The sequence below is a fragment of the Legionella septentrionalis genome (assembly GCF_003989745.1).
GTDB lineage: Bacteria > Pseudomonadota > Gammaproteobacteria > Legionellales > Legionellaceae > Legionella_A > Legionella_A septentrionalis.
In genome coordinates, this window is record NZ_RZGS01000071.1 from 1 (window position 1) to 2,658 (window position 2,658).

Below are 2,658 nucleotides of genomic sequence, written 5' to 3' on the forward strand. Positions count from 1 at the left end.
GTATGTTTTTAGTGGTATGTGTTATTTCTTTAGATAATAATGTTAAACCCTATCTTATTAAGCTGCTAGTAGATACTGCTTCTGGATATAGCAAATTTAATTTTTGGAGCTTAGTTTATACATATGCCGGATTTCAAATTCTTACAACGTTAGCTTGGACCTTTAGCGATTGGCTGCACGCTAATTTTGTACCATCGTATAGAGCGCGTATAGCATCAATATTGGCTGATAAAGTGAGTTATTATTCGTATGCTTTTTTTCAGAACAATTTAAGTGGAAGTATCTTGGCCAAAATTAGTGATGCTTTTAGTCTTACTCCTACTCTCATTACTACTATCGGTCATCAGTTTATTCAATTTGGAGTTACATTTTTTCTAACCTTATTATTGCTAGCTAAGATTCATGTCTTATTTGCAGTAGGGCTATTTGTATGGATGTTATTTTTTTCTTTAATGACTTTTATAGGATTACAAAAAGTCGTCCCCGTTTCAAAGAGTTATGCCGAAGCGCGATCTAAACTTTGGGGGTATTTAACAGATTATTTAGTAAATATATTGAATGTGAAGTTGTTTACAAATGTACCGATGGAAAAGAGCAAACTTCGCGCTATAGCAGAACATTTTAGAAAAGAGGGACGTGTTCAAGGTTATTTTTTGATGCGGTTTTATATGATACAAGGAGGTACGCTTTCTATTTACACCCTGTCATTTTTAATAGGACTTATTTATTTACAGCATAAAAATCTAATTTCTCCTGGAGATTTTGTTTTAATTTTTATGCTTAACTTCAAGATCTCAGATACGATGTTTGAACTTTCTAATCATCTTCGTGATTTTACAACAAACTGGAGTACTGTTGATCAAGCATTAAAAACATTAAACACAACCCCTGAAATCTTAGATAAAGCCGATGCTATAAATTTTTCTGTGGGCAAGGGTGAAATTTTATTTGATAAAGTGAGTTTTCAGTATCACGAATTATCACCTCTTTTCCAAAATAAAACAATCACTATTAAAGCAGGAGAAAAAATAGGTTTGGTGGGTCATTCTGGGGGAGGAAAATCGACATTTGTTAATTTAATTCTTCGATTATATGACGTTAATGAGGGAAGTATTTTTATCGATGGGCATGATATTCGGAATGTGGCTCAAACATCATTACACTCTGCTATTAGTGTTATTCCGCAAGAACCCTCATTATTTCATCGTACAATAATGGATAATGTACGTTATGGAAAAATTAATGCAAGTGATGACGAGGTTATTGATGCATGTAAACAAGCACAAATTCATGAGTTTATTTCTTCGCTTCCTTTAGGATATAACACAATAGTGGGTGAGAGAGGATTGAAACTGTCTGGCGGACAACGGCAGCGCATAGCCATTGCCAGATGTATTCTTAAAAATGCCTCAATTCTTATACTAGACGAGGCAACCTCACAATTAGACTCTGTTACTGAAAAAAACATACACGATTCGTTATGGAGCTTTATGCAAGGAAAAACAGCTCTTGTTATTGCTCATCGTCTATCTACATTGTTAGAAATGGATCGTATTATTGTGTTTGATAGAGGAAAAATTATTAGTGATGGTTCGCATGAAGATTTATTAATTAAATCAAAAGAATATCAATCTTTGTGGAATGTGCAAGTAGGTGGTTTTTTGCCTGAACAAACCTACTAATAATTTATTGCTAGAGAAATAATAACATGGAGTAATAAGTGCAAAGTTTTCTAAGAAATATTGTAATTGCTTTTCTAACTTATATTGTTTTTCATGGTGCATTATATGCAGAAATTAAAGAAGCTGTATTACCATTAAAATTTAACACGGGTAATGAAATACATGGCTTACCTTCATGCGATATAGAAATACAGGGAAAAAAGATACCCGTTATCTTAGATACAGGAGCATCAAAATATGAGCTCGCATTGAGTCGTTATGCTTTAAAAAATATTAATGTAGTTTATCACCCTAAAAAAGAATGCAGCAAAACTATTTCAGCTGAATTTTGTGCTGAAACCTTTATTATCCCTGAATTAAAAATTGGCCCGTTCTTCTTGCATAATATTAAGGGTATAGTAATGTCTAAATTGTGGGGGGGGAATGATGCTAATTTTAAGCATACTGAAGCATCAAAAAATGGGGTACTAGGTCTACGATTACTTTCGCGTTATGGCTTATTGCTTGATTATGCTAACTCTCAAGCAATTTTAACCCAAGCAAACATACCTCCTAAAGACTATGATATAATGTCTTGGATAAAGATTCCATTTATTTTCCAAGGTGGAATCTTGACAACGGCAAAAATAAATGGAGAGATAAAAAAATTAATTTGGGACACAGGCGCGAATCCTTCAATTATCCGTGCCACAAATTTGATTAGTAAAGCCAGTAGGCTCTGTCCACGAGACGCTTACTACAATGAGTCAGGATGTTCTCTTATCAAAACACAACTATTTTCTATAAATAAAGAAATTATTCCCAATAATTGGTTTATGCTCAGCTCGTTAGATAAATCAATACCCTTTGATGGCTTTGTGGGATCTAATTATTATGAAAAAAATGTATTATTCTTTGATTTTAATAATAAATTTATATATATCCAGAAGAATGAATAGTTATTTCCTTACCCTAATCTTCGAGCGTAATTCATAAA

2 protein-coding genes are annotated in these 2,658 nt (G+C 33.0%); both read left to right on the top strand.

Features of this window, described 5'->3' with window-relative positions; genetic code table 11:
* Window positions 1-1,682 (top strand): ABC transporter ATP-binding protein (locus ELY11_RS12220; protein ID WP_148110542.1); only part of this gene is annotated, 1,682 nt, incomplete at its 5' end.
* A gap of 38 nt (window positions 1,683-1,720) precedes the next feature.
* The gene (locus ELY11_RS12225) at window positions 1,721-2,620 is read left to right on the top strand and encodes an aspartyl protease family protein (RefSeq protein ID WP_127033879.1); all 900 of its coding nucleotides are present in this window, start codon (window positions 1,721-1,723) and stop codon (window positions 2,618-2,620) included.
* The last annotated feature ends 38 nt before the right edge of the window (window positions 2,621-2,658 follow it).